The organism is Stenotrophomonas sp. GD04145, from assembly GCF_029835135.1.
Lineage (GTDB): Bacteria > Pseudomonadota > Gammaproteobacteria > Xanthomonadales > Xanthomonadaceae > Stenotrophomonas > Stenotrophomonas maltophilia_P.
The window spans coordinates 54679-78304 of the sequence record NZ_JAODZG010000004.1 but is presented as its reverse complement, the minus strand read 5'-3'; the positions used below and the strand labels follow the sequence as shown (position 1 = coordinate 78304).

The 23626-nt window shown below is 67.6% G+C and carries 25 protein-coding genes and 1 tRNA gene; 16 read left to right on the top strand and 10 right to left on the bottom strand.

The features are described from left to right. Positions 1–4 precede the first annotated feature (4 nt). Positions 5–898 (top strand): 4-hydroxy-tetrahydrodipicolinate synthase, encoded by an 894-nt coding sequence (gene dapA, locus N7367_RS03525; RefSeq protein ID WP_279941743.1) that lies wholly within the window; start codon positions 5–7, stop codon positions 896–898. Between the two features lie 32 nt (positions 899–930). After that, positions 931–1449, top strand: a complete 519-nt coding sequence (locus N7367_RS03520; RefSeq protein WP_065174942.1) for a hypothetical protein — start codon at positions 931–933, stop codon at positions 1447–1449. A gap of 122 nt (positions 1450–1571) precedes the next feature. On the opposite strand, the gene fdxA is transcribed toward N7367_RS03520, so the two are convergent. Next, complete coding sequence (gene fdxA, locus N7367_RS03515; RefSeq protein ID WP_049411316.1) at positions 1572–1895, bottom strand: ferredoxin FdxA; 324 nt, start codon at positions 1893–1895, stop codon at positions 1572–1574. 192 nt (positions 1896–2087) lie between these two features. On the opposite strand from fdxA, the gene N7367_RS03510 reads away from it, so the two are divergent. Continuing rightward, positions 2088–3509, top strand: a complete 1422-nt coding sequence (locus N7367_RS03510; RefSeq protein ID WP_279941741.1) for a sugar porter family MFS transporter — start codon at positions 2088–2090, stop codon at positions 3507–3509. Between the two features lie 173 nt (positions 3510–3682). On the opposite strand, the gene N7367_RS03505 is transcribed toward N7367_RS03510, so the two are convergent. Next, a tRNA-Glu gene (locus N7367_RS03505) sits at positions 3683–3757 on the bottom strand. A 52-nt stretch (positions 3758–3809) separates the two neighbouring features. Here N7367_RS03505 and pcnB point away from each other — a divergent pair. The 6 genes from pcnB (at position 3810) to pgi (ending at position 9375) form a co-directional block, all read left to right on the top strand. Next, the gene (pcnB, locus tag N7367_RS03500) at positions 3810–5189 is read left to right on the top strand and encodes a polynucleotide adenylyltransferase PcnB (protein WP_065181273.1); all 1380 of its coding nucleotides are present in this window, start codon (positions 3810–3812) and stop codon (positions 5187–5189) included. Positions 5190–5192: 3 nt separating this feature from the next. Then, entirely contained in the window at positions 5193–5678 is a 486-nt protein-coding gene (folK, locus tag N7367_RS03495; protein WP_279941740.1) for a 2-amino-4-hydroxy-6-hydroxymethyldihydropteridine diphosphokinase, read from the top strand. Positions 5679–5712: 34 nt separating this feature from the next. Beyond that, entirely contained in the window at positions 5713–6528 is an 816-nt protein-coding gene (gene panB / locus N7367_RS03490; protein ID WP_053517276.1) for a 3-methyl-2-oxobutanoate hydroxymethyltransferase, read from the top strand. Further along, on the top strand, positions 6525–7364 hold the full coding sequence (gene panC / locus N7367_RS03485) for a pantoate--beta-alanine ligase (protein ID WP_074901264.1): 840 nt from the start codon (positions 6525–6527) through the stop codon (positions 7362–7364). The genes panB and panC overlap by 4 nt, the downstream gene beginning before the upstream one ends. 119 nt (positions 7365–7483) lie before the next feature. Next, positions 7484–7864 carry an aspartate 1-decarboxylase gene (panD, locus tag N7367_RS03480; protein ID WP_053517331.1) on the top strand — a complete coding sequence of 127 codons (381 nt, stop codon included), beginning with the start codon at positions 7484–7486 and terminating at the stop codon, positions 7862–7864. Beyond that, the gene (gene pgi, locus N7367_RS03475; RefSeq protein ID WP_279941739.1) at positions 7861–9375 is read left to right on the top strand and encodes a glucose-6-phosphate isomerase; all 1515 of its coding nucleotides are present in this window, start codon (positions 7861–7863) and stop codon (positions 9373–9375) included. Before panD ends, pgi begins: the two co-directional genes overlap by 4 nt. A gap of 46 nt (positions 9376–9421) precedes the next feature. Here the strand turns inward: pgi and N7367_RS03470 are convergent, their stop codons facing one another. Together N7367_RS03470 and N7367_RS03465 are read right to left on the bottom strand one after the other, a co-directional pair. Then, positions 9422–9991: a response regulator transcription factor gene (locus N7367_RS03470; RefSeq protein ID WP_053517280.1), complete on the bottom strand. Its 570-nt coding sequence runs from the start codon at positions 9989–9991 to the stop codon at positions 9422–9424. After that, the gene (locus N7367_RS03465) at positions 9988–11214 is read right to left on the bottom strand and encodes an ATP-binding protein (protein WP_279941738.1); all 1227 of its coding nucleotides are present in this window, start codon (positions 11212–11214) and stop codon (positions 9988–9990) included. Before N7367_RS03465 ends, N7367_RS03470 begins: the two co-directional genes overlap by 4 nt. A 114-nt stretch (positions 11215–11328) precedes the next feature. On the opposite strand from N7367_RS03465, the gene ispG reads away from it, so the two are divergent. The 3 genes from ispG to N7367_RS03450 all read left to right on the top strand — a co-directional run bounded on the left by ispG (position 11329) and on the right by N7367_RS03450 (position 14173). Further along, positions 11329–12594 carry a flavodoxin-dependent (E)-4-hydroxy-3-methylbut-2-enyl-diphosphate synthase gene (ispG, locus tag N7367_RS03460; protein WP_053517283.1) on the top strand — a complete coding sequence of 422 codons (1266 nt, stop codon included), beginning with the start codon at positions 11329–11331 and terminating at the stop codon, positions 12592–12594. Beyond that, positions 12575–13324, top strand: coding sequence for a phosphatase PAP2 family protein (locus N7367_RS03455; protein ID WP_053517284.1), 750 nt, complete (start codon positions 12575–12577; stop codon positions 13322–13324). The genes ispG and N7367_RS03455 overlap by 20 nt, the downstream gene beginning before the upstream one ends. 201 nt (positions 13325–13525) lie before the next feature. Further along, positions 13526–14173: a response regulator gene (locus N7367_RS03450; RefSeq protein ID WP_065174949.1), complete on the top strand. Its 648-nt coding sequence runs from the start codon at positions 13526–13528 to the stop codon at positions 14171–14173. 107 nt (positions 14174–14280) lie between these two features. Here the strand turns inward: N7367_RS03450 and eda are convergent, their stop codons facing one another. From eda to zwf, 5 genes are all read right to left on the bottom strand, one after another. Continuing rightward, positions 14281–14940, bottom strand: coding sequence for a bifunctional 4-hydroxy-2-oxoglutarate aldolase/2-dehydro-3-deoxy-phosphogluconate aldolase (gene eda, locus N7367_RS03445; protein ID WP_128989062.1), 660 nt, complete (start codon positions 14938–14940; stop codon positions 14281–14283). 129 nt (positions 14941–15069) lie between these two features. Beyond that, entirely contained in the window at positions 15070–16986 is a 1917-nt protein-coding gene (gene edd / locus N7367_RS03440; RefSeq protein WP_065174951.1) for a phosphogluconate dehydratase, read from the bottom strand. Positions 16987–17044: 58 nt separating this feature from the next. Beyond that, positions 17045–17767 carry a 6-phosphogluconolactonase gene (gene pgl / locus N7367_RS03435; protein ID WP_053517289.1) on the bottom strand — a complete coding sequence of 241 codons (723 nt, stop codon included), beginning with the start codon at positions 17765–17767 and terminating at the stop codon, positions 17045–17047. Then, entirely contained in the window at positions 17764–18771 is a 1008-nt protein-coding gene (gene glk / locus N7367_RS03430) for a glucokinase (protein ID WP_065181280.1), read from the bottom strand. The genes pgl and glk overlap by 4 nt, the downstream gene beginning before the upstream one ends. Then, complete coding sequence (zwf, locus tag N7367_RS03425; RefSeq protein ID WP_065174952.1) at positions 18768–20204, bottom strand: glucose-6-phosphate dehydrogenase; 1437 nt, start codon at positions 20202–20204, stop codon at positions 18768–18770. Before zwf ends, glk begins: the two co-directional genes overlap by 4 nt. 354 nt (positions 20205–20558) lie before the next feature. On the opposite strand from zwf, the gene ugpC reads away from it, so the two are divergent. Continuing rightward, positions 20559–21641, top strand: a complete 1083-nt coding sequence (ugpC, locus tag N7367_RS03420; RefSeq protein ID WP_053517292.1) for a sn-glycerol-3-phosphate ABC transporter ATP-binding protein UgpC — start codon at positions 20559–20561, stop codon at positions 21639–21641. Between the two features lie 69 nt (positions 21642–21710). On the opposite strand, the gene N7367_RS03415 is transcribed toward ugpC, so the two are convergent. Further along, positions 21711–22583, bottom strand: a complete 873-nt coding sequence (locus N7367_RS03415; protein ID WP_279941737.1) for a folate-binding protein — start codon at positions 22581–22583, stop codon at positions 21711–21713. 39 nt (positions 22584–22622) lie between these two features. Between N7367_RS03415 and N7367_RS03410 the strand changes: the two genes are divergently transcribed. From N7367_RS03410 to sdhD, 3 genes are read left to right on the top strand one after another with little or no spacing between them, the layout of a single operon-like run. Continuing rightward, positions 22623–22793 (top strand): DUF1674 domain-containing protein, encoded by a 171-nt coding sequence (locus tag N7367_RS03410; RefSeq protein ID WP_074901279.1) that lies wholly within the window; start codon positions 22623–22625, stop codon positions 22791–22793. Between the two features lie 56 nt (positions 22794–22849). Beyond that, complete coding sequence (gene sdhC, locus N7367_RS03405; protein ID WP_004153151.1) at positions 22850–23242, top strand: succinate dehydrogenase, cytochrome b556 subunit; 393 nt, start codon at positions 22850–22852, stop codon at positions 23240–23242. Beyond that, positions 23239–23625, top strand: a complete 387-nt coding sequence (sdhD, locus tag N7367_RS03400; RefSeq protein ID WP_053517295.1) for a succinate dehydrogenase, hydrophobic membrane anchor protein — start codon at positions 23239–23241, stop codon at positions 23623–23625. The genes sdhC and sdhD overlap by 4 nt, the downstream gene beginning before the upstream one ends. Position 23626: the final 1 nt, after the last annotated feature.

Below are 23626 nucleotides of genomic sequence, written 5' to 3'. Positions count from 1 at the left end.
GTCCTTGTCCCTTTCCGGCCTCATCACCGCGCTGGCGACCCCGTTCCGGGCCGACGGTGCCCTCGATCCCGACGGTTGGCAGCGCCTGCTGCATCTGCAACTGGAAGGTGGCGTCCATGGCGTTGTCGTCGCCGGCTCGACCGGCGAAGCGGCGACGCTGTCCGACGCCGAGTACGACCAGCTGCTGGCCAGTGCGGTCGAACGCATCGGCGGACGCATCCCGGTCCTGGCCGGTACCGGCCTGTCCGGCACCGCCAAGACCATCGAGCAGACCCGTCGCGCTGCCGCGCAGGGTGCCAGTCACGCTCTGGTGGTGACGCCGCCTTACGTGCGTCCGACACAGGCCGGGCTGATCGCGCACTACCGGGCCGTGGCCGACCACGGCGGGTTGCCCGTGGTGCTGTACAACGTACCGGGGCGCACCGGATGCGACATGCTGCCGGAGACCGTGGCCGAGCTGGCGGATCATCCCAACATTGTCGGCATCAAGGAGGCCGTCGGCGACATCGGGCGCGTGAAGGCCCTGCTGGCGCTGCGCAGTTCCAGCTTCGCCGTGCTCAGTGGCGACGACGGCACGGCTGCGCGCTCGATCCAGGCCGGTATCGACGGGCTGATCTCGGTCGGCTCCAACGCGCTGCCTGGTGCGTACCGCCGGATGTGCGGGCTGGCTGCCGCCCACGACCATGACGCCACCGCATCCTGGGACGCGCGCCTGCAGCCGTACCACGATTTCTGCGGTATCGAATCCAACCCGATTCCGGTCAAGGCGCTGCTGCGCCGCATCGGCATCGGCCACGACCTGCGCCTGCCGCTGCTGCCACTGTCGGCAGCGCATCATCCGGCAGCCGATCATCTGGCCGGCGACATCGCCGCGCTTGAAGCCCTTTCCAGCCACTGACCTTCCGTCTTGGTCTGATCCAGGAGATCCACATGCGTCAATCCGTTTCCGCCGTCCGCGTGCTGTCCTTCGCGCTCATCGCCCTCACCACGGTCGTGACCACCACCGGCTGCTTCAAGCGCGGTGCCAAGGGCGACTACGCCCTGGCCCCGGAGATGCGTCCGCTGGAAGTGCCGCCGGACCTGAACCTGCCGTCCGCGTCGGGCGAGAACCAGGTGCCGAGGCTGGCCTCGACCACCGCCCCGGCTGCTGTGGCCGCTCCGGCTGCCCCGGCCGTGGGCAATACCGGTTTCACCATTCCGGGCAGCAAGGACGAGGCGTTCGCCAAGGTCGGCACCGCGCTGGAAGGCGTGCAGGGCGTGACCATCGCCAGCCGTGCCCAGCTGCTGGGCTCCTACGACGTGGCCTATGAAGGCAGTAACTTCCTGGTGCGCGTGGTGGCCGTCGATGCCGGCGCTTATGTCTCTGCGGTCGATCCGCGTGGTCTGCCGGCGACCGCCGAGGCCCCGGTGAAGCTGATTGCCGCACTGAAGGCCGCGCTGGCGAAGTAAGGAACCGCCGGCAGCTGCGGACCGGGCCACGCGCCCGGGTTCGGCCGGGCAGGGTCTGGCATTGCCGGAACAGGAAAAGGGCGCCCATGGCGCCCTTTTTCATGGCGGCGGGTGCTGGCGCCTCAGCGCTCGAGCAGCTTCAGTTTGTCCGGTTTGCCATCCCACTCACCGGCGTCCGCCGGCGGGTCCTTGCGCACGGTCAGTACCGGCCAGGCCTTGGCCAGTTCGGCATTGAGGGCGACGAAGCCCTCCTGTCCGGCGGGGACATCGTCCTCGGGGAAGATCGCGTTGACCGGGCACTCCGGCTCGCAGAGGGTGCAGTCGATGCACTCATCCGGGTCGATCACCAGGAAGTTCGGGCCTTCGTGGAAGCAATCCACGGGGCACACTTCCACGCAATCGGTGTGCTTGCACTTGATGCAGTTTTCAGTGACGACAAAGGGCATGGGCTTGGGGGTGGATCGATTCCTGAACCCGCCAATTCTAGAACAGGTTGCCCCCCGGTGTCGGCGCGGGCCTGAAAAGGGGGATCTGCCGGGCTCGAGGGCACGGCCCATTGGCGATGGGGCGGCGCCTGTGCGAGGCTGCGCGCTGCTGGCTGCCGTGGCAGCCGGACTGTCCTCCCTCCTGGAATGCCCATGTCCCCAGCTCAGCCTGCCGCCGCCGATGGTGGAGAGAACACCGCGTTCATCGTCCTGATCAGCTGCGTGGCCACCTTGGGAGGCTTCCTGTTCGGATTCGACAGTGGCGTAATCAACGGCACGGTTGATGGCCTGCGGCAGGCCTTCAACTCCAGCGAGGCGGCCCTGGGCTTCGAAGTTGCCTCGATGCTGCTGGGCTGCGCGATCGGCGCGTTTCTCGCCGGCTGGCTGGGCGACCGCCTGGGCCGACGCGGCGTGCTGATCGTGGCGGCGGTGCTGTTCCTGCTGTCGGCGCTGGGTGCGGGCGCCGCGCACGCCTCCTGGCTGTTCGTGACCGCTCGCGTGCTGGGCGGCTTCGCCGTGGGTGCGGCCAGCGTGATGTCGCCGGCCTACATCGCCGAGGTCGCTTCCGCACGCTACCGGGGCCGCCTGGCGACGGTGCAGCAGATGGCGATCATCTGCGGCCTGTTCGCCGCTTTCCTCAGCAACTACCTGCTGGCCCGTGCGGCAGGCACCTCCACCGAGCCCCTGTGGTTCGGGCAGGAGGCCTGGCGCTGGATGTTCTGGATGCAGGCGCTGCCGTCGGCGCTGTTCCTGTTGCTGCTGCTGGTGATTCCGGAAAGCCCGCGCTTCCTGGTGGTGAAGGGGCGCCAGGCGCAGGCCAGGGCGGTTCTGTCGCGGCTGTACGGCGACGCCGCGGCGGCCGCCAAACAGGCGGAGATCGAGGCCAGCCTGGACCAGGACCAGCACAAGCCGCGCTTCGGCGACCTGCTGGACAAGGGCACCGGCACGCTTCGCCCGATCATCTGGGTGGGCATCGGCCTGGCGATGTTCCAGCAGCTGGTCGGCATCAACGTGGTGTTCTACTACGGCGCGGTCCTGTGGCAGGCTGTCGGCTTCTCGGAAAGCGATGCGCTGCTGATCAACGTTCTTTCCGGTGCGCTGAGCATCGGCGCCTGCCTGTTGACGGTGATGCTGATCGATCGGATCGGGCGCAAGCCGCTGTTGTGGGTCGGTTCGGTCGGCATGTCGGTTGCCCTGGTGCTGATGGTGGTGGCATTCGCCAGCGGCAGCCTGGTCGAAGGGCGCCTGCACCTGTCCGATGGCATGGGCCGGCTGGCGCTGGTGGCGGCCAACGTCTATGTGGTGTTCTTCAACATGTCCTGGGGCCCGGTGATGTGGGTCATGCTGGGCGAGATGTTCCCGAACCAGATCCGCGGCCCAGCGCTCGCGGTGGCCGGTGCGGCGCAGTGGACGTCGAACTTCGCCATCACCGTGACCTTCCCGCTGCTGCTGGCGGGTATCGGCCTGGCCGGTGCCTATGGCATCTACACGGTTGCAGCGATCCTCTCGATCTTCTTCGTCGTCCGCTACGTCCGCGAGACCAAGGGCAAGGAGCTGGAGCAGATGGAAGGCTGATGGCGCCGCCCTGGTTTCCAGCGCCTTCCTGTTCCGTGGCGGCGGCAGGCCAGCCGCTCCAGGACAGGCAGGGGCGGCTCGCCCCCGAGGCGACCCGCTCGACGCAACAGGCAAACCCCGGGAAACAGAAAAGCCCGCACGAGGCGGGCTTTTTCGGTTCCTGCTGTGGCGACTGGCGCTCCCTAGGGGACTCGAACCCCTGTTTTAGCCTTGAGAGGGCCACGTCCTAACCACTAGACGAAGGGAGCGTATATGTGTCGCTGCCGAGGCAGGAGCGCTAGTATATGCACCTCGATGCCATTGGGCAATCCCGAAACTTCAACCGGAAGCGCCAACATCATTTCTCCTGCTCCATCACCGTTCAGCCTGCGCGTCATCCCGCGCGACCAGCACACCATTTCCCGCAAGGACATCAGCCCGAACGCCCTGCGCGTGCTTTATCGCCTGCGCGATGCCGGCTTCGGCGCCTACCTTGTCGGCGGCGCGGTGCGCGACCTGCTGGTCAATGGCCAACCCAAGGATTTCGACGTGGCCACCGATGCCACGCCCGAACAGGTCAAACAGCTGTTCCGCAACTGCCGCCTGATCGGCCGCCGATTCCGCCTCGCCCATGTGGTGTTCGGCCGCGAGATCATCGAAGTCGCCACCTTCCGCGCCAACGTCGATGACGGCAGCGGCGACCGCGAAATGGAAAACGGCATGCTCGTGCGCGACAACGTGTACGGCAGCATCGAAGACGACGCGGTGCGCCGCGACTTCACCTGCAATGCCCTGTACTACGCGATCGAGGATTTCTCGGTGCGCGACTACGTCGGAGGTTTCGAAGACGTCCAGGCGCGCCTGATGAAGCTGATCGGCGACCCCGAACAGCGCTATCGCGAGGACCCGGTGCGCATGCTGCGCGCGGTGCGCCTGGCGGCCAAGCTCGGCTTCCAGATCGAAGAGGGCACCGCCGCGCCGATCCCGCACCTGGCAGGCCTGCTGAACGAAGCCGCGCCCGCGCGGCTGTTCGAGGAAGTGCTGAAGCTGTTCCTGTCCGGCCACGGTGTTGCCAGTTTCGAAGGCCTGGAGCGCTACGGCCTGCTCGACGTCCTGTTCCCTGAAAGTGGCAGGGCGCTGAAGGCGAACCGCACCGGTGCACTGCGCCGCATGCTGGTCGAGGGCCTGGCCAATACCGATGCACGCGTGGCCAACGATGAGCCTGTCTCGCCCGCGTTCCTGTTCGCGCTGCTGCTGTGGCCGGCGTTCTGCCGGGCGCAGGCCACCCTGCTCAAGCAGGGCGTGGCGCCGGAAGAAGCACAGCGTCGTGCTGCCGACCGCGTGACGGTGCAGCAGCTGAGCACCATCGCGCTGCCGCGCCGTTTCTCGCTGCCGATGCAGGAGATCTGGCTGTTGCAGTCGCGTTTCGGCTCGCGCCAGCGCAAGCGCGTGTTCCGCACGCTCACCCACCCGCGCTTCCGTGCAGCGTTCGATTTCCTGACGCTGCGCCAGGTCGCGTCGGCCGAACACGAGGCAGATGTGGCGTTCTGGCGTGAGGCGCAGGTGCAACCGGGCCGCGAGCTGGAATCCGCGCTGGATGCGATGCATGCCGAACCGGGTGACGAGGAAGAGGGCGCACCGCGCAAGCGCCGGCGTCGCCGTCGGCGCTCCGGTGCCACGGCCGGCAGCGCTGGCGAGTAAGCCATGATGCTGGCCTGGATCGGCCTGGGCGCCAATCTTGGCGACGCGGCCGCGACCGTCCGTGCGGCGATTGCCGCACTGGACGCGCTTCCTGACACGCGGCGCTGCCAGGCGTCGCGCCTGTATGCCACGCCGGCCTGGGGCAACGAGGATCAGCCGCCGTTCGTCAACGCGGTGGCGTCGGTGGAAACGCGCCTGCCGGCCGCCGGATTGCTGCGGGCGATGCTGGAGCTGGAGCGGCATTTCGGTCGCGTACGCGATCCAGCCGTGCACTGGGGACCGCGGGCACTGGATCTGGACCTGCTGCTGTATGGCGCGCAGGTACTGGATGAACCGGGTCTGCAGGTGCCGCATCCCTACCTGCACGAGCGCGCCTTCGTGTTGGTGCCGCTGGCCGAAATCGCGCCGGATCTGGCCATTCCCGGCCATGGTCGCGTGCGGGATGCAGTGATGCGGGTGGATGCCTGCGGGATTGCGCCGATAGGGTGATAATGCCCGGGTTATCTCCCCCGGTTATCAGCACATGAGCACCCACGCAGACAGCAAGCCCTGGACCGTCCCCGCCTTGGCCGAGGCCAAGCGGAATGGCCAGAAGCTGGTCATGTTGACCGCCTACGACGCTGGCTTCGCCCGCACCTTCGACGCCAACGGCGTCGACCTGATCCTGATCGGTGATTCGCTGGGCATGGTCGTGCAGGGGCACGATTCCACCCTGCCGGTGACCGTGGCCGACATGGTCTATCACACCCGCGCCGTGGCCCGCGTGCTGCAGCGCGCGCTGCTGGTTGCCGATCTGCCGTTCGGTGCCGATGCAACCCCGGAACGCGCGCTCGATGCGTCGCTGCAGCTGCTGCAGGCAGGCGCGGAGATGGTCAAGATCGAGGGGGCCGGCTTCAAGGTCGATATCGTCCGTTACCTGGTCGAACGCGAGATTCCGGTCTGCTCGCATCTGGGCCTGACCCCGCAGTCGGTGCTGCGCCTGGGCGGGTTCAAGATCCAGGGCCGTGGCGATGCGGCCCGGCAGCTGGTGGAGGACGCCAGGGCCGTGGCCGACGCGGGCGCCAGCATCATCGTGCTGGAATGCGTGCCGACCCCGGTCGCGGCCGAGGTCACCGCTGCAGTGCCGGTGCCCACCATCGGCATCGGTGCCGGTCCGCAGTGCGATGGCCAGGTGCTGGTCCTGCATGACTTCCTGGGCCTGGACAGCGGCCATCGCCGACCGAAATTCGTCAAGGATTTCCTTGCCGAAGGGGGCTCGGTGGCTGGAGCCACCCGCGCATACGCCGACGCCGTGCGTGACGGCAGCTTCCCCGACGAACAGCACGCTTACGCCCAATGATCCAGACCTTCAATGAGCTCGGCGCGTTGCGCGGGCAGATCGCCCAGTGGAAGCGCGAAGGCCTGCGCGTCGCGCTGGTGCCGACCATGGGCAACCTGCACGGTGGCCATCACGCGCTGGTGAGCCTGGCCCGCCAGTACGCCGACAGGGTGGTGGCCAGCATCTTCGTCAATCCGACCCAGTTCGGGCCCAACGAGGATTTCAGCCGGTATCCGCGCACGCCCGAGGCCGACGTCGCGGGGCTGGAGCAGGTCGGCTGCGATGCGGTGTGGCTGCCGAGCGTCGAGGCGATGTATCCGCTGGGCGTGGACAAGACCACGCGCATGCACGCGCCCGGCATCAGCGAGGTGCTGGAAGGTGCCAGCCGTCCGGGCCATTTCGATGGCGTCTGCACGGTGGTCGCCCGCCTGTTCCTGCAGGTGCAGCCGGACGTGGCTGTGTTCGGCCGCAAGGACTACCAGCAACTGGCGGTGATCCGCCAGATGGTGGCCGAGCTGTCGTTCCCGGTCCAGATCGTCGGTGCGGAGATCGTCCGTGATGACGATGGGCTGGCCAAGAGTTCGCGCAACCAGTATCTGAGCCCGGAACAGCGCCCCGTCGCGACGACCCTTCATCGGACCCTGCTGGCCATGCGCGAAGGCTATGTGGCAGGCCAGCCGCGCGAGCGCATCGAGGCCGATGCCACCGCCGCGCTGCAGGCGGCTGGTTTTCAGGTCGACTACGCCGTGCTGCGCACGCCCGAGCTGGCCGAGCCGGCATTTGAGGGTGGCGGCCGGGTGGCGCTGATCGCCGCGCGGCTGGGCACGACCCGGCTGATCGACAACCTGGAGTTCTGAGTTCCGCTGTGATGGCGCCGCCGGGCATGGCCCGGCGCTACCTGAACGGTTTGCCGGTCGTGATGCCCCGCGTTGCGCGGGTGCTAGAATCCACGCTTTCCTCTGCGTTGTACCGTGCCATGCACCTGTCCCTGCTCAAGACCAAGATCCACCGCGCCACCGTCACCCACTCCGAGCTGAACTACGAAGGCTCGATCGCCATCGATGACAACCTGCTGGCTGCCACCGGCATCCGCGAGTTCGAGCAGGTCCACATCTGGGACGTGACCAACGGTGCGCGCTTCTCGACCTATGCGATCCGCGCCGAAGCCGGCAGCGGCATCGTCTCGCTCAATGGTGGCGCCGCGCGCCACGTGCAGGTCGGCGACATCATCATCATCGCCGCCTTCGCCAGCATGACCGAGCAGGAAGCGGACAGCTTCAAGCCGAAGCTGGTGTACGTGGATGGCAGCAACCAGATCACCCACACCAACGACACGATCCCGACCCAGGCCGCATGACAACGAACAACGGATTCGACTCGCTGCATTCCCACGCCCAGCGCCTGAAGGGCGCAAGCATCCCCAGCCTGCTCGCCGCCGAACCTGGCCGTGTGCAGGAGCTGGCGCTGCGGGTCGGTCCGTTGTATGTGAACTTTGCCCGGCAGAAGTACGACGCCGCGGCGCTGCAGGCGCTGCTGGCGCTGGCAGCCGAACGCGATGTCGGGGGCGCCATCAACCGCCTGATGCGCGGCGAGCAGATCAACCTGACCGAAGGCCGCGCGGCGCTGCACACGGCGCTGCGTGGTGACGTGGTCGACGCGCCGGTGGCCGCCGATGCCCATGCCACTGCACGCGAAATCCGTCAGCGCATGGGAGTCCTCGTGCGTGAGCTGGAAGACAGCGGCGTGACCGACGTGGTGAGCGTCGGCATCGGGGGATCCGATCTTGGCCCGCGGCTGGTCGCCGATGCGTTGCGCCCGGTCAGCGGCGCGCGCCTGCGCGTGCATTTCGTATCGAACGTGGACGGCGCGGCCATGCAGCGCACGCTGGCCACGCTTGACCCGGCGCGCACCGCCGGCATCCTGATCTCCAAGACCTTCGGCACCCAGGAAACCCTGCTCAACGGCCAGATCCTGCACGACTGGCTGGGTGGCAGTGAGCGCCTGTATGCCGTCAGCGCCAATCCCGAGCGCGCAGCGAAGGCCTTCGCCATCGCCGCAGAGCGCGTGCTGCCGATGTGGGACTGGGTCGGTGGCCGTTACTCGCTGTGGTCGGCGGTCGGCTTCCCGATTGCGCTGGCGATCGGCTTCGAGCGTTTCGAACAGCTGCTGGAGGGTGCGGCGCAGATGGACGCGCACGCACTGGATGCACCGCTGGAGCGCAATCTGCCGGTGCTGCATGGCCTGACCGACATCTGGAACCGCAACCTGCTGGGCTGCGCCACCCATGCGGTGATGACCTACGACCAGCGCCTGGCGTTGCTGCCGGCCTACCTGCAGCAGCTGGTGATGGAAAGCCTGGGCAAGCGCGTGCAGCGTGATGGCCAGCCGGTGACCACCGATACCGTGCCGGTGTGGTGGGGCGGTGCGGGCACCGATGTGCAGCACAGTTTCTTCCAGGCGCTGCACCAGGGCACCAGCATCGTCCCGGCCGACTTCATCGGCTGTGTGCACAACGACGATCCCTATACCGTCAATCATCAGGCGCTGCTGGCCAACCTGCTGGCGCAGACCGAAGCGCTGGCCAACGGTCAGGGCAGCGACGATCCGCACCGCGACTACCCAGGCGGTCGTCCGAGTACGCTGATCCTGCTCGATGCACTGACGCCGCAGGCGCTGGGTGCGCTGATCGCCATGTACGAGCACGCGGTGTACGTGCAGTCGGTGATCTGGAACATCAACGCCTTCGACCAGTTCGGGGTCGAGCTGGGCAAGCAGCTGGCCAACCAGTTGCTGCCGGCATTGCAGGGCGAGGGCGTGGCGATCGCCGACCCGATGACCCGCGAGATCCTGGCGCAGCTGAAGGGCTGAGCCAGGTCGGGGATGTGTCGCCGGGCATTGGCCCGGCGTGCCGGGCTCAACGGCTCGGATCGCGTTCCGGGCTTGGCCGCTTGGCCAGTTTGCGCTGCAGCGACCGTCGGTGCATGCCGAGCAGGCGGGCGGCAGCGGACACGTTGCCGCCCGTCTCGTGCATCGCCTGCTGGATGTGTTCCCACTGCAGGCGACTGATCGGCGTCATCGCGTCGGGGACTTCCATCTCGCCGTCGTCGGCCGGGCCGTCGTCCTCTTCGCCCAGCGCGCGCAGGATCATCGGTACCGTTGCCGGCTTGGGCAGATAATCGTCTGCGCCCAGCTTGATGGCTTCCACGGCTGTGGCGATGCTGGCATAACCGGTGACCAGCAGGATCCGCATGTCCGCACGCAGGGCACGCAGGGGCTGGATCAGGGCCAGGCCGGAATCACTGCCGAGCTTGAGGTCGATCAGCGCGAAGGCCGGTGGATGCTGGCGGGCCAGCATCAGCGCAGTGGCCGCGTCCTGCGCGGTCTGCGTTTCCAGTCCCTTGCGCGCCAGGCTGCGCTGCAGGGTGCGCAGGTACAGCTCGTCGTCGTCGACCAGCAGGCCCTGGGTGGAGTGGTGCAGGCTCATGGGGTGTCCTCGCGTGGGGCCAGCGGCAGGCGGAAGCCGACGCGACTGCCGGCCCCCTGGGCCGGGCGCATCCACATCTCGCCGTCGAGGCGTTCGATGGTGGCATGGGACAGGGCCAGGCCGACGCCCATGCCCTCGCTCTTGCTGCTGCCGAACAGCGTGCCCGGCAGCACTGCGGCACGGGCATCGAAGCCGTGGCCGTAGTCGCGGACTTCGCCGATCAGGTCGTCGCCGTCGATGCGCAGGCTCAGGTCCACGCGCGGGCGCCCGGCCTGCTCTCCGGCATCGGCCGCGTTGTTGAGCAGGACCATCAGCAGGTGGCCCACGCCGGGGTCCAGCGGCAGCCGCAGCGGCGCATCGTCGTTGCGGTGCAGGTCGATGGTCGGCCGCACCAGCCGCCATTGTTCCAGCACCTGCTGGGCGCTGGAGCGGCTGCGTCCGGGCATATCGGCCGATGCCGGCGCGGCCAGTGCCAGCACCCGTTCGCGGCACTGCACGAGCAGTTCGCGCAGGGTTTCCATGTCCTCGCGTACTTCCGGCTCCTCGCTGCGCTCGGCAACGTCGTCGGCCAGCAGGGTCATGGTCGCCAGCGGCGTGTTCAGTTCATGCGCCACCGAGGCGGCGTGGGTGGCCAGGGCGACAATGCCCTCGTTGCGGGCGAAGCGTTCACGCAGTGCCGAGAGCTCCAGTTCCCGTTGCCGCAGGGCCAGGGCCAGGCGCGTGGAGAACGTCAGCACGACAGCGGCGGAGATCAGGAAATTGGCGACTACGCCCCAGCGGTTCAGGTCCTGCGCACGGAAGTAGCCGTCCGGCAGCGGCTGGCCGAACAGTCCGCTGGCGGCGTAGCCGAGCAGGCAGGCCAGGGCCACCGCCAACGCCCAGCGCAGGGGCAGGGCGAAGGCGGCCAACGCAATCAGGATCAGGAACAGGGAGCTGAACGGATTGGCCATGCCGCCGCTCCAGCTGATCATCCAGGTCAGGATGATCACGTCCACCAGGATGTGGCCGAAGGCTGTCAGTGGCGCGGTATCGGCCCCTTCCGGCCGCAGCTGGGTGTAGACATTGAACAGCGCGAGCACGGCGACGCCGGCCCACAGCGGCAGTGGCGGCAGCGGCAGGCCCAGCACCCAGGTGGCGACCAGGATGGTGGCGGCCTGGCCGGCCACGGCCAGCCATCGCAGGCTGCACAGGGTGCGGAGAAACGGGGCGTCGGGACCAGTCATTCGCGCCCATCGTATGCGTTCGCGGGCGGGTGTGCCTGCGACAATCGGCCGCAGCCGTGCCGGCGGCTGAATGCGAGTCACCCGGAAACCGGAGGCGGGCGCTAGAATGCCCGCATGCACGACGCCGTTACCCGCCCGACCCCACCTTCCGAGCCCACCGCCTGGTCCCGTCGCCAGACCCACGCCGTCCAGATCGGCGGAGTCACCGTCGGCGGCGGCAGGCCGGTGGTGGTGCAGTCGATGACGAATACCGACACCTCCGACGTGGCCTCCAGCGTGAAGCAGGTCGCCGAGCTCTGGCGCGCCGGTTCGGAAATGGTGCGCTTGACCGTCAACACCGTCGAGGCAGCGGCCGCGATCCCGCGCATCGTCGACAAGCTGGCGATGATGGGCATCGACGTGCCGCTGATCGGTGATTTCCACTACAACGGCCATCAGTTGCTGACTGCCGAACCGGCGTGTGCCGAAGCACTGGCCAAGTACCGCATCAATCCGGGCAATGTGGGCTTCGGCAAGAAGAAGGACCTGCAGTTCGCGCAGTTGATCGAGTTCGCCATCCGCTACAACAAGCCGGTGCGCATCGGCGCCAACTGGGGCTCGCTGGACCAGGCGCTGGCGGCCAGGCTGATGGATGAGAACAACGAGCGCGAGCAGCCCTGGGACGCCGGACGTGTCCTGCGCGAGGCACTGATCCGGTCAGCGCTGGATTCGGCCGAACAGGCCGTGGAGCTGGGCCTGCCGCGCGACCGCATCGTGCTGTCGGCCAAGGTCAGTGGCGTGCAGGAGCTGATCGCGGTCTACCGTGACCTGGCACAGCGTTCGGAGTTCGCGCTGCATCTGGGCCTGACCGAAGCCGGCATCGGCAGCAAGGGCATCGTTGCGTCGGCAGCGGCGCTGAGCGTGCTGCTGCAGGAAGGTATCGGCGACACCATCCGCATCTCGCTGACGCCCGAGCCGGGCCAGTCGCGGACGCAGGAAGTGATCGTCGCCCAGGAGCTGCTGCAGACCACCGGCCAGCGCGCGTTCACGCCGCTGGTGACGGCCTGCCCGGGATGCGGCCGCACCACCTCCGAGTTCTTCCAGGAGCTGGCCAAGGTGGTGCAGAACCACGTGCGCGAGAAGATGCCGCTCTGGAAAGTGCAGCACCCGGGGGCGGAAAACATGACCCTGGCGGTGATGGGCTGCGTGGTCAACGGCCCGGGAGAATCGCGGCACGCCAACATCGGCATCTCGCTGCCGGGAACCGGGGAGGCGCCGTCGGCGCCGGTGTTCGTCGATGGCGAGAAGAAGGTGACCCTGCGTGGCGAGAACATCGCCCAGGAATTCGTCGCCCTGATCGACGACTACGTCGAACGAACCTATGTCCGAAGCGCAGGATAAGCCCGCGATCCTTGCCGCGCCGGAGCCGGCCTCCGGCTTCCGTCACTGGATGGCGCGCAATGCGTGGCGCCTGGTCCTGCTGTTCGCCGGCGTGCTGTTGCCGCTGGCCGGCTTCGTCGCGCTGGCCGACGAGGTGCATGAGTTTGAATCGTTCCATTTCGACGCGCCGCTGCTGTGGCAGATGCACGGCCTGCATTCGCCGTGGCTGGACCGGTTCTTCGTGCTGTTGTCCCGGCTGGGTTACGAGTGGTTCCTGATTCCCGCCGATGTGCTGATCGTCGCGGCACTGCTGGGCTACCGCCGCTGGCGCGAGGCCACCTTCGTGGCCGTCAGTTTCCTCGGATCGGCACTGTTGAACATGGGCAGCAAGCGGTTCTTCCAGCGGGACCGCCCCAGCCTGTGGGAGTCCATCGCACCGGAATCGACGTTCAGTTTCCCCAGCGGCCACGCCATGGGGTCGATGACCCTGGCGGCAACCCTGGTACTTCTGGCCTGGAATACCCGCTGGCGCTGGCCGGTGCTGGTGCTGGCCCCTGCGTTCAGCTTGCTGGTCAGCGTGTCCCGGGTCTATCTCGGGGTCCATTACCCGTCGGATATCCTGGCCGGATGGTGTGCAGCACTGGTTTGGGTGGTAGGGTGCTACCTGGTCATGTTCAGTCGTCGGCATCCCTGGCGACGCCGCGATTCGCCGCCATCGACGGCCAGCGAAGCATCAACACAGGGGGAGTGACGTGGATGGCTCTTCGCGGGCGTCTACGTGATAGATGAGCTGTTTCGTTGCAGTGGGTTCTGCAAGACAGGGGGTAAGCACAATGCGTGAGACTGTGATCAACCCGGCACTCTTGCCCGGTATGCACTTCGACCGCGCTTGCGAGGGTTCGGCACCCTGCCTAGCTTGACCCGCAATGGCCGCATTCGAAGAGGTACGTGAATGACGATTCGAGTCTACCTGGTGGACGACCACGCACTGGTCCGCACCGGGATGAAGATGATCCTGTCGGGTGAGACCGACATCGAGGTGGTGGGCGAGGCCGAGACCGGCGAGGACGCGCTGCGCGAGATCCGCCAGCTGCAGCCGGACGTGGTGCTGTGCGACCTGCACCTGCCGGGTGTCAGCGGCATGGAAGTGACCGAGCGCATCGTGCGCGGCCATCGCAGCACGCGCGTGGTGATCGTGTCCGTCCTGGAGGATGGCCCGCTGCCGAAGCGGCTGCTGGAAGCCGGCGCGGCCGGGTACATCGGCAAGGGCTGCGACGCCCAGGAACTGCTGCGCGCGGTGCGCGACGTGGCAGGCGGGCGCCGCTACCTGGGCACCAGCATCGCGCAGAATCTGGCGCTGTCGACGGTGGAGGGGAATGGTTCGCCGTTCGACACCCTGTCTCCGCGCGAGCTGGAAGTGGCGCTGCTGCTGACCCAGGGATTGCGCCAGGAAGACATCGCGCGCCGCCTCAGCCTCAGCGCCAAGACCGTCAACACGCACAAGGCACGCCTGTTCGAGAAGATGGGTATCCATGACAACATCGCGCTGGCGCGCATGGCCAGCCAGTACGGGCTGGTGGATCCGGCACGGCCGCTGTGAGGGTTTCAGCCAACGGCTGAGGTGCGTCGCGCGCCCGGAATCTGTCTTCCAGTTCCGGCCCGCGGTCGCGGGGCCAAGCGTCGGCCCCGCGCTCACCCATCGGGCGCTCAGGTGCCGCGCACGCGCTTGACGATGGCCGCCGCCTGCATGGCGCTGGCGCGCACCTTGTCCCAGTCGCCGTCCGCAATCCAGTTGCCGGGCACCATCCATGAGCCACCGATGCAGACGACGTTCTTCTGCTCGAGGTACTCGGCGGCGGTGTTTTCCGTGATGCCGCCGGTCGGGCACAGCTTCAGATCGGCAATTGGACCGGCCACGCCCTTGATCATCGCCAGGCCGCCGACCGCCGTGGCCGGGAACAGCTTGCACACCCGGAATCCGCGCGCATGCAGCGACAGCAGCTCGGTCGGCGTCGCCGCACCGGGCACCACCGGCAGCGGCGCAGCGGCCAGCGCATCGGCCAGCGCGGGCGGCGTACCCGGGGTCACCAGGAAGTCTGCGCCGGCATCAATCGACTGCTGCATCTGCTCAACGGTCAGCACCGTACCGGCACCCACCACCACGTCCGGCAGTTCGCGCTTGAGCATGGCCAACGCCTCCATCGCCACCGGCGTGCGCAACGTCAGCTCGATCGCCGGCAGACCGCCTTCCAGCAGCGCCGCACTCACCGCACGGGCCTGGTCCAGCGTATGAATCGTCACCACCGGCAGGATGCCCGCCGCATGCAACAGCTCCGCCGCCTTCAGCTGATGTTGTTCGATACCCATAGCTCTGCTTCTGCCTTTGCTTCCGAATTTGATTTTCAGTGATCACTTCGCGGCGTTGATGCGCCGGAAAGTGTGACGCCGCCACCAGCACACTCGCCGCCGCAACACACCCGCAGCGCTCTTCAACCCTCAGGCGTCCTTCGCCTCATGCGGCGCTGCCGCCGCCGCCGCATCGTGTCCCAGTTCGTACTCGGCGTCGTAATCCCACGGCCCGCCATCGGCCGCTGCCGGCCCGCACGAAATCGAAATGGCCCCCTGATCGGCCGGCCCGACCACACGACGGTTGATCGCGAACAGGTTGCGGCCCAGATCATTCGCCGCGGGCGCGGTGTTCGGGGCCTGAGTGCGTGCTGCCCATTCCGCAGCGTCCACCAGGACGTCCAGCGTGCCCGCCTCGCCATCCAGGCGGATGATGTCGCCCTCGCGGACTTTCGCCAGCGGACCCCCACGCGCGGCTTCCGGCGTGACATGGATCGCTGCCGGGATCTTGCCCGACGCCCCGGACAACCGGCCATCGGTGACCAGCGCAACGCGTCGGCCCTGATTCTGCAGAAGGCCCAGCAGCGGCGCCAGCGAATGCAGCTCCGGCATGCCGTTCGCGCGCGGGCCCTGGTAGCGCACCACCGCCACGAAATCCTGGGGAAGCAGCCCGGCAGCATGCAGCTTGTTGAGCACCTGGGGCGCATCAACGACAACGGCCGGTGCTTCGATCGAACGATATTGCGGCTTCACCGCCGACAGTTTGATCAACGACCGGCCCAGGTTGCCGCGCAGCAGGCGCAGGCCACCCTGGCTCTCGAACGGAGCGTCGACGCCGCGCACCACCTCCTCGTCGGCACTGCGCTCCAGCCCGGGCAGATAGACCAGGGTGCCGTCACGCAGCTGCGGTTCGCGGGCGTAATCGGCCATGCCGCCGCGCGCCACACTGACCAGGTCGCCGTGCATCAGCCCGGCCCTGATCAATTCGCCGAACACGAAAGCCGGGCCGCCGGCCGCCGCGAAGCGGTTCACGTCGGCGTCGCCGTTCGGATAGACGCGGGCCAGCAGGGGAATCAGCTGCGACAGCTCGTCGAAGTCGTCCCAGGTCAGCACGATGCCGGCGGCACGTGCGACCGCGATCCAGTGGATGGTGTGGTTGGTCGAGCCGCCGGTGGCCATCAGGGCGATGACGGCGTTGATGATCGCGCGCTCGTCGATGATCCGGCCGAGCGGACGGAAATCCTCGCCCAGCGCGGTGATCTCCAGCGCACGCTCGGTGGCCTCGCGGGTGAGCGCATCGCGCAGCGCAGTGCCCGGGTTGACGAAGGATGCGCCTGGCAGCTGCACGCCCATCGCTTCCAGCAGTACCTGGTTGGAGTTGGCGGTACCGTAGAAGGTGCAGGTGCCTGCGCCATGGTAGGAGGCCGACTCGGCCTCCAGCAGTTCTTCGCGGGTGGCTTCGCCGGCCGCATAGCGTTCGCGCACCTCGGCCTTCTGCTTGTTCGGAATGCCCGGTGTCATCGGGCCGGCCGGAATGAACACCGCCGGCAGGTGGCCGAACGCGAGCGCGCCGATCAGCAGGCCGGGCACGATCTTGTCGCACACGCCAAGGTAGACCGTGGTATCGAACATGTCATGGCTGAGGCCGATCGCGGTGGCCTGCGCGATCACATCGCGCGAGAACAGCGACAGTTCCATGCCGCCGCGGCCCTGGGTGACGCCGTCGCACATCGCCGGCACACCGCCGGCCACCTGCGCGGTGGCGCCCAGTTCACGGGCGATCCCGCGGATCTGCTCCGGATAGGTCTCGAACGGCTGGTGGGCCGACAACATGTCGTTATAGGCGGTGATGATGCCCAGGTTCGGCGTCACCCCGCCGCGCAGGCGGCTCTTGTCGGTGCCGCCGCAGGCAGCGAAACCATGGGCGAGATTGCCGCAGCTCAGGCGGCTGCGGAAGGGGCCTTCGCGCAGGGCGGCGTCGACAGCGGCCAGGTAGGCCGCGCGCGAGGCAGCGCTGCGACGGATGACGCGGTCGGTGATGGCTTGCAGTTGCGGATGGAGGCTCATTGGCTACCGGCGTTCGAGGTGGCGAGAGGTGGGCGGCGGCGATATGCCGCCACCGACATCAATCTGCCCAGTGGACGCGCAGGCGCGCGCCTTCCAGGTGGATTGCGTTGAGGATCGGGTACTGCTGGGCATTGTTGCTGTCCAGCGCCTGCCGCAGCACCTGCAGCTTCTGCTTGCCGCGCAGCAGCAGCAGGCGCTGGCGGCACTGGCGCAGGCCGTGCGGGGTCAGCGTGATCCGCAGCGGCCACTGGTTGGCGCCCGGGCAGCCGGTCGCATCCAGTGCGGCATAGGGCAGGGGGCTTTCCAGCGCGCGGGCCAGGTCCTTCGAGCCGGGGAACAACGAGGCCGTGTGGCCATCATTGCCCATGCCGAGCGCGACCAGGCTGGGCGGCTGACTGTGCTGTGCCTGCAGATTGGCGGTGTACACGCATTCCGGCAGCGGCTTGCCGATGCGCACCAGCGGGTCGAAATGTGCACCTTCGGCGCGCTTGAGCAGGTGCTCGCGTACCAGCCAGGCATTGCTGTCGCGATCCTGCGGCGACAGCCAGCGCTCATCGGCCAGGCTCACTTCCACGCGGTCCCAGTGCACTTCCATTTCTGCCAGCGCCTGGTACACCGGCGCCGGCGTGGTGCCACCGGACAGCAGGATGCGTGCGCGGCCGACTTCGTTGATGTCACGGTTGATGGTCTGTGCCATTTCGGTGGCCACCGCTTCGATCCAGCCGTCGGCATCGCCGTGACTGACAAAATCGATGCGGTCGTCCTGGAAGACAGGGCTCATGCAGCAACTCCCGGAGCGTCACGTTCGGCATCGGCTGCATAGGCGGCGGCGCCCAGCAGGCCGGGGCAGGGGTGCATGATCGCCAGCGAAGGCACCCGCGCCATGATCGAGGAAAACCGGCCCTTGTGCTCGAAGCGCTGGCGGAAGCCGGAGTGCTGCAGCGAATCCAGCATTTTGGGCACCAGGCCGCCGGTCAGGAACACGCCATCCCAGGCACCCTGGATCAGCACCAGGTCGCCGGCGATGGCGCCGAACACTGCGCAGAACACATCCACGGTGCGCATCGCCTGCGGATCGCCGAGGGCGGCACGGGCGGTGACGTCGGCCGGCTGCAGATGGCCCGGATCGACACCGGCCATCTCACAGACCGCACGATGGATGTTGACCAGGCCGGGACCGCAGATGAGACGCTCGTTGGACACCCGGCCGAACTGCTCGGACAGGATCTCCAGGATCCGCACTTCTTCCGGCGTGCCCGGCGGGAAGCTGACGTGACCGCCTTCGGTTTCCAGCGGGTAGCTGCGGCCGTGGCGCACCACCAGGCCACCGACGCCGAGGCCCGTGCCGGGGCCGATCACTCCGTAGTTGCGTGGCTGGCCCGGCGCGGCCGGCGTCCAGTGCGCACCGCCGATCTGCACCACATCCTGCGGTTGCAGCAGGGCGACGGCCATCGCCTGTGCGGCGAAGTCGTTGATCAGGTGCAGCTCGTCGAAGCCGAGCATCGCTGCGGTGCGGCTGCGCGAGATCACCCACGGATGGTTGGTGATGCGTGCCTCGTCGCCATCGACGCGGCCGGCCACGGCAAACACGCCGCGGCGCGCGGTGGCCCCGGCCTGCTCAAGGTAGTGGCGGGCGGCATCGCCCAGCGACGGGAACTCGGCGACTGCGAACTCGCGGATGCTGTCCTTCTGCAGGGGCGCATCCAGCGAAGTGTCGGCCAGTGCGAAGCGGGCATTGGTGCCGCCGATGTCGGCGACCAGAACCGGCTGCGAGCTGCCACTCATGCCGAAGCTCCGGTGTCCGGCGCATCCACGCCCTGTGGCAGGAAGTCGCTGGCATCCGCCGGACCCCACTGGCCAGCAGGGTAAGGCTGGAGCGGCAGGCCGGCTGCCTTCCAGGCATCGGCGACGCTGTCGATCCACGCCCAGGCGGCGCGCACTTCGTCGTCGCGCACGAACAGCGCATGGTTGCCGTTGAAGGCGTCCAGGAAAAGGCGCTCGTAAGCGATGCGGCGGTGCAGTCCCGTCGGCACCGACAGCTCCAGTTCCAGCGGATGCAGTTCCAGCGCGCCCCATTCCGGACCGGCCAGGCTGCTCATCAGGCCCAGCTCGATGTTTTCCTGCGGCTGCAGCTGGAACACCAGGCGATTGGGTGCGGCCTGCGCGCGCTGCGGGCGCTCGAACAGCCAATGGGTGACCGGCTTGAGGGTCACCACCACGCGGGTGGTGCGCTCGGGCAGGCGCTTGCCGGTGACCAGATGGAAGGGAACGCCGGACCAGCGCCAGTTGTCGATGTGCGCGGTGACGCCGGCAAAGGTTTCCACGTCGCTGCCTTCCGGCGGCTGGTAGGCCTGTGCCGGCTGGCCGTTGATGGTGCCGGCGGTATAGCGGCCGCGCACGCTGTCGCGGGCCGCATGCTGGGCGTCGAGGGGGCGCAGGGCGCGCAGCACCTTGACCTTCTCGTCGCGGATGCGGTCGGCTTCGAGCGACGCCGGCGGTTCCATCGCCACCAGGCACAGCAGCTGCAGGATATGGCTCTGCACCATGTCACGCAGGGCGCCGGAGCGTGCGTAGTACGCGTCGCGGCCGTCCACGCCTTCGCTCTCTGCGACCAGGATGTGCACCGACTCGATGTAGTTGCGGTTCCACACCGCCTCCAGCAGGGTGTTGCCGAAGCGCAGGGCGATCAGGTTCTGCACCGCAGCCTTGCCCAGATAGTGATCCAGGCGGAACACGCGGTCTTCGTCGATCCACTGGCCGATGGTGCTGATGATCTCTTCGGCACTTTCGCTGTCGCTGCCGATCGGCTTCTCCAGCATCAGCCGGGCCGGTGCGGCGAGGGCGCCCCCCTTGGCCAGGCCTTCGCAGGTGGAGATGTACAGGCCCGGCGGAATGGCCAGGTAGCTCACGCACCGGCGGTCCACCAGGTCGGAGACGGCGGCGGCGACCGAGTCGACATCGCGCAGGTCCACCGAACGGTAGTCGATGCGGCGCAGCAGCGCGGCGATGTCGTCCTGCGAGGCCATCGGCATGGCCTGCTGCAGGCGCGGACGCAGGATGTCATGGAAGGCCTCGGTGTCATGGCCGGACAGGGCCAGCGCACGGATGCGGAAATCCTCCGGCAGCAGACCATCGCCAAGCAGGCGCAGCAGCGAAGGGAACAGGTAGCGCTGGGCCAGATCACCTGTGGCACCGAACAGGAAGAGGGTGTCGTGCATCGCTCGAGTTTCAGATCCGGGTGACATCGTTGTCAATCGCTTCATGGCTGGGTTCGGGGGACATCCGCGCAACTGCCTGTCCGAGGTTCGCGGAACGCGATCTGCAGGGGATACCGGCAGGCCGTTCCATTCGAAACCACCGCACCGGCGAACGTTCCATTGTCCGCCGACGCAGGTCGGTGCGCACCGACCATCGGATAGTGCCACGTGAAAACGTTTACATGGCAGAATGGGCAACTGTATTCGATTGCAGTGCTCGCCGTCATGCGGCAGTCGCGCAATCATTGCTGCCATCGGGAGGGCCGAGGCAGTCCCAAAAGACAGCCCGGCGTCGGGCAGACCGGATCAGGTGATATGGCAAAAGTGCAGTTGCAGGGTGTGCGCAAGGTCTACGACAACGGCCAGGTTGCGGTGAAGGACGCCACTTTCGAGGTCGCCGATGGCGAACTGATGGTGCTGGTCGGTCCTTCCGGCTGTGGCAAATCGACCCTGCTGCGGATGGTGGCGGGCCTGGAGGAGATCAGCGGTGGCACGCTGAGTATCGGTGACCGCGTGGTCAACGATGTGGCACCGAAGGATCGCGATATCGCCATGGTGTTCCAGAGCTATGCGCTGTATCCGCACATGACCGTGGCCGAGAACCTGGCGTTCGGCCTGAAGCTGCGTGGCCACGACAAGGCCACCATTGACAGGCGGATTGCCGAAGCGGCGCAGACGCTGGGTTTGACCGAGATGATGGACAAGCTGCCCAAGGCGATGTCAGGTGGCCAGCGCCAGCGTGTTGCGCTGGGGCGCGCGCTGGTGCGCGAACCTGCGGTGTTCCTGCTCGACGAGCCGCTGTCCAATCTCGATGCCAAGCTGCGCCACAGTGTGCGTACCGAGATCGCGCAGCTGCACCGCAAGCTGGGCACGACCATGATCTATGTGACGCACGACCAGGTCGAAGCGATGACGCTGGGCCAGCGCATCGTGGTGCTCAAGGACGGCATCATCCAGCAGATCGATACGCCGATGGCGCTGTATGACCGCCCGGCCAACCTGTTCGTGGCCGGTTTCCTCGGCAGCCCGGCGATGAACGTGTTGCGCGGGACGTTGCAGGGCGATGCGGGCGGTGTCACGGTGGTCGAGGGTGAGTGGCGGGCGCCGCTGGGCCAGGCCACGATCGACTCCGCGTGGCTGCAGAAGCCGATCAACGTCGGCGTGCGTCCGGAGCACCTGCAGCCCGCCACGGGAGATGACGCGCATGCATTCACCGCGCGCATCGAGGGCATCGAGCCGGTCGGCAACGAGATCTTCGTCAACCTCAGCAGCGGCCAGCATGCACTGACCATGCGGGTGGCACCGCAGGCGCTGCCGGCCGTGGGTGAGGACATCCGCGTGGCGATCCATCCGCAGGGCCTGCACTTCTTCAACGCGGAAACCGGCGAGCGCCTGTAAGAATCGGTGGCGCCGGGCCATGCCCGGCGTCATCGGCAGATCCACGCCCTGCGTGGGTAGGGCGCAGCCTCAGCGCGCCAGGCCATCCAGCAGCGGAATCCGCTGCGCGGGCGCATCGCCGACCTGCAGCGCGGCGTCGCTCGTTTCAAGTGGCAGCACCGCCAGCGCGAGATCGCCGGCCACGCTGGCGATCGTGCCCAGTGCCGCGCCGTCCTGCTGCACGCCATCACCGGCGTGCGCCGGCGCATGGGTGTGCAGCAGCTGCACCGCGCGCTTAGCCTTGCCGAGGAAGTGGGTGCGGGCGACGATTTCCTGGCCCGGGTAGCAGCCTTTCTTCACGCTGTAGCCGTTCAGGCGGTCCAGCCCCAACTGCTGCGGCGTCCACACCTCGCGCTGGCTCTGCTCCAGCCGGGGCAGGCCAAACCGCAGGTCAGCCTGGCGCCAGGCCAATGCAAAGGCCGCGTCGTCGTCCGGCCCACCGGCCGGGAAGGTGTCAGCGGCACTGATGCGCAGCGCGCGCGGCAGCGCGTCGCTGCCCAGGTCCAGCTCCCAACCGCCTGCATTGGCGGCGATCGCCGCGCCGGTAGCCGCTTCCGGTGCGGTGAACGCGCCGGCCACGGCCAGATCGTCGCGCAGCTGCACCTTGACCTTGCGGCGGAACACGAAACGCTGCAGTTGCGACGCAGTCGCATCCGCGTCGCCATCGGCGAACACCAGCATCACGTGATCCTCAGCCAGCCGGAGCAGCTGGAACACCGCCAGGGTGCGGCCCTTGGCACTCAGCCAGGCGCTCCACTGCCAGTGCTGCTGGGGCAGAGCGAGGACATCGCTGCTGAACTGGGCATGGGCGAAGGCAGCTGCGTCCACGCCCTGCAGGCTCACCAGCTGGTGGCCCGGAAGGCGTGGATATCCGACGAAAGCAGGGGGCAGGTTGTCAGGCACGTGAACGAGGTCTAAAATTTGTGCGTTGCGAGACCGACCATGATAGGCCAAACAACCCCCACTCCCGACGACGAAACTGAAGCCCCGCTGGTCCCTGCGGCACCCGTGCCCGTGGAACAGGAAAAGGCAGAGGAATTCGGCGGCCGCGGCGGACTCGATCCGGTGCGGTATGGCGATTGGGAGAAAAACGGACGCTGCATCGATTTCTGATCAGCATTGAGCCAACGCGGCCGCGTGCCGCCCAGCCGAGACAACGAGCCCAGCGAATGGCGACCAGACAACGCCCACTTTCCCCGCACCTTCAGGTGTATCGCTGGCAGATTCAGATGGCCACCTCGATCCTGCATCGAGCCACTGGCGTCTTTCTGTCTGTTGGTGCCCTCATCATCGCTGCGGGCCTGCTGGCCCTGATGATGGGGCCCGATTCGTGGAACTGCTTCACCGGCCATGCCGGGGCCTGGTATGGCCGCGTGTTCCTGTTCGCGTGGACATGGTCGTTCGCCTATCACCTGTGCAATGGCATCCGCCATGTGGTGCAGGACTTCGCCATCGGCTTCAGCATCCCCGCCTTCATCCGCAGCAGCTGGCTGTCGGTCATCGGCAGCCTGGTGATCACCCTGCTGGTGTGGGCCTACGTGATGTTTGGAGGTGCCGCGTGAGCAAGTTCCGTACTCCGCTTAAGAACGTGCGTGGTCTGGGTTCGGCCAAGACCGGCACCGAGCACTTCGTGCACCAGCGTCTGACCGCCGCCGCCCTGGTTGTGCTGGGGATCTGGTTCCTGGTCTTCGTGCTGGGCCTGCTGGGTTCCGACTACGCGACCGCCACTGCTGCCATCGCCAAGCCGTGGAACGCGGTGCCGCTGATCGGCCTGCTGATCGCCATGTTCTGGCACGCACAGCTCGGCATGCAGGTCGTGCTGGAAGATTACATCCACGAATCGCTGCTGGCCCTGGTGCTGCAGACCGCGGTGAAGTTCGTTGCCGTGCTCGGCATGATCGTCAGTGTGTTCGCGGTGGGCCGCATCGCCCTCGGCGTTGCCTGAG